At 65.1% G+C, this 2553-nt stretch carries 3 protein-coding genes; all 3 read left to right on the forward strand.

The window, feature by feature from the left end; all coding sequences use genetic code 11:
• On the forward strand, window positions 1-121 hold a 121-nt coding region (locus RHBS_RS26800; RefSeq protein WP_187298654.1), incomplete at its 5' end, for a triose-phosphate isomerase.
• A gap of 118 nt (window positions 122-239) precedes the next feature.
• Window positions 240-473, forward strand: a complete 234-nt coding sequence (secG, locus tag RHBS_RS26805; protein WP_068050526.1) for a preprotein translocase subunit SecG — start codon at window positions 240-242, stop codon at window positions 471-473.
• Window positions 474-524: 51 nt separating this feature from the next.
• The coding region (locus RHBS_RS26810; protein ID WP_128646863.1) for a phosphoenolpyruvate carboxylase at window positions 525-2553 on the forward strand (2029 nt) is incomplete at its 3' end.

The following is a 2553-nucleotide window of genomic DNA, read 5'->3' on the forward strand; positions in this document are numbered from 1 at the left end:
GAACGTCGGCGAGATCGTCGGTCAGCCCGACGTCGACGGCGCACTGGTCGGCGGCGCTTCGCTCAAGGCCGACGAGTTCGCCACGTTGTCGGCCATCGCCGCAGGTGGACCCCTGCCCTGATCGGCCATCGGCAACGCTGCTACAAACGGCTTCGGACACCTCGCGTCGGCGGGGTGTCCGAAGCCGTTCGCGGGGCCAGGTAGGCTGCTGAAGGCATCGAATCGAGTTTGAGGTGGACATGGATCTGTTTCTGGATATTCTGCTGGTCGTCACCAGCCTGGCGCTGATCTTGCTGATCCTGCTGCATCGCGGCAAGGGCGGCGGATTGTCCAGCCTGTTCGGTGGCGGAGTGCAGTCCAGCCTCTCCGGTTCCACCGTCGTCGAGAAGAACCTCGATCGCCTCACGGTCTTCACCGGCATCATCTGGCTCATCGCCATCCTCGGTATCGGTCTGGAGATCAAGTACACCTGATCGGATTCGGCTCCGAGTGCGAGTTGGTGACGGAGCGACGATACTGGGTGGATGAGCGAATCCTCCTACGAGTCAGTCGGTTCCCCAGCTTTCGTCCCACCGACAGCTCAGGGTCGGGAGTTGACAGAGCCTCTCCGTGAGGACATCCGCTATCTCGGCGGCATCCTGGGTGAGATCATCCGCGAGCACGAGGGCGAGGACGTCTTCGACCTCATCGAGGCAGCGCGTGTCGAATCCTTCGCAGTTCGCAGATCCGAGATCGAGCGGGACGATTCGGTCGGACGCTACACCGATGTGGAAGTGGCACAGGCAGTTCCACTCATTCGCGCGTTCAGCCACTTCTCGCTTCTTGCCAATCTTGCCGAAGATCTGCACCGCGAACGTCGACGCGCGATTCACCTCGACCGCGAGGACCCGCCGCAAGACAGCAGTCTCGACGCCACCTGGCTCAAGATCGATGCCGCGGCACCGTCGCGCGAGCAGGTGGCCGCCGCGCTGACGGATGCGTTGGTGGCACCGGTGATCACCGCGCACCCCACCGAGACACGTCGACGCACCGTGTTCGACGTGCAGTCGAAGATCACCGAGCTGATGCGTCGCCGCGATGTCGCCGCTGCGGCGGTCGAGGGCAAGGCCGCCAGTGCGGCGAAGGAACTGGCCGCCATCGATGTGCAGATCCGCAGGCAAGTGCTGACCCTGTGGGAGACAGCTCTGATTCGATTGTCTCGTCTGCGAATTCAGGATGAGATCGAGGTCGGCCTCCGCTACTTCGAGTCGTCTCTCTTCGACGTCATGCCAGCCCTCAACGCGGATGTGCGTGCGGCACTGCGCGCACGGTGGCCCGAGGACGACCTGCTGCCTAGGCCGATTCTGCGCCCCGGATCGTGGATCGGCGGCGACCGTGACGGCAATCCGAACGTGACCGCCGACGTGGTGCACACGGCGACACATCAGGCCGGATACGTCGCGTTCGAGCACTACCTCGACGAGCTGGTCGCCTTGGAGAAGGAACTGTCGATGTCCGCGCGCCTGGTGGACGTCACCGAGGATCTCGCCGCCCTGGCCGGCGCATCGGCCGAACCGGACGATCGCCGGTCGGACGAACCGTATCGGGTCGCGGTCGTCGGCATCCGGGCCCGGCTCACTGCCACCGCCGAGGCGGTACTCGACGCGGTGCCGGTATCCGGGGTGGACCTCGGGGCGCAGCAGTACGACGGCCCGCAGGACATCCTCGACGACCTCGACATCATCGACCGGGCGTTGCGAGCGGACGGTGATGCGTTGATCGCCGACGATCGACTGCTGCGGCTCCGACAGTCGGTCGAGACGTTCGGCTTCCATCTGCAGGCCTTGGACATGCGGCAGAACTCCGAGACCCACGAAGAGGTGGTCGCCGAGCTGCTGGCCTGGGCCGGTGTTCACTCCGACTACATGTCCCTCGGAGAGGACGAGCGGGTGTCGGTGCTGTCGCAGGAACTTGCGACCAGGCGGCCGCTCGTCGGCCCCAACGCGCAGCTCAGTGAGCTCGCCACCAAGGAACTGGGCATTGTCAGGGCCGCCAAGGAGGCCATCGACCACCTGGGCCCCGACACCATCCAGAACTACATCATCAGCATGTGTCAGTCGGTCAGTGACATGCTCGAAGCGGCGTTGCTGCTCAAGGAAGCGGGCATCTTCGACCCCGGCACCGACGGCTCGGCGCCCACGTCGACGGTGGGTGTCGTTCCGCTGTTCGAGACCATCGAGGATCTTCAGCAAGGTGCCGCGACCTTGCTCGCCACGCTCGACGTTCCGATCTATCGCGCGCTGGTGGCCGGGCGCGGCATGAATCAGGAAGTCATGCTCGGGTATTCGGACTCGAACAAGGACGGTGGATACCTCGCGGCGAACTGGGCGCTGTACCGCGCCGAGTTGGATCTGCTGGAGGCCTCACGCAAGACGGGCATTCGCCTGCGGCTCTTCCACGGACGCGGCGGCACGGTCGGTCGCGGCGTCCGTGGAAGAGCCGCAGGCGAATGCCCGTCTTGCGTGAGGCCTCCAGCAGATCCAACTCGGCTGCGGTACAGCGCCCAGTTCGCCC

Origin of the sequence: Rhodococcus sp. BS-15, assembly GCF_000813105.1 — a bacterium.
Classification (GTDB): domain Bacteria; phylum Actinomycetota; class Actinomycetes; order Mycobacteriales; family Mycobacteriaceae; genus Rhodococcoides.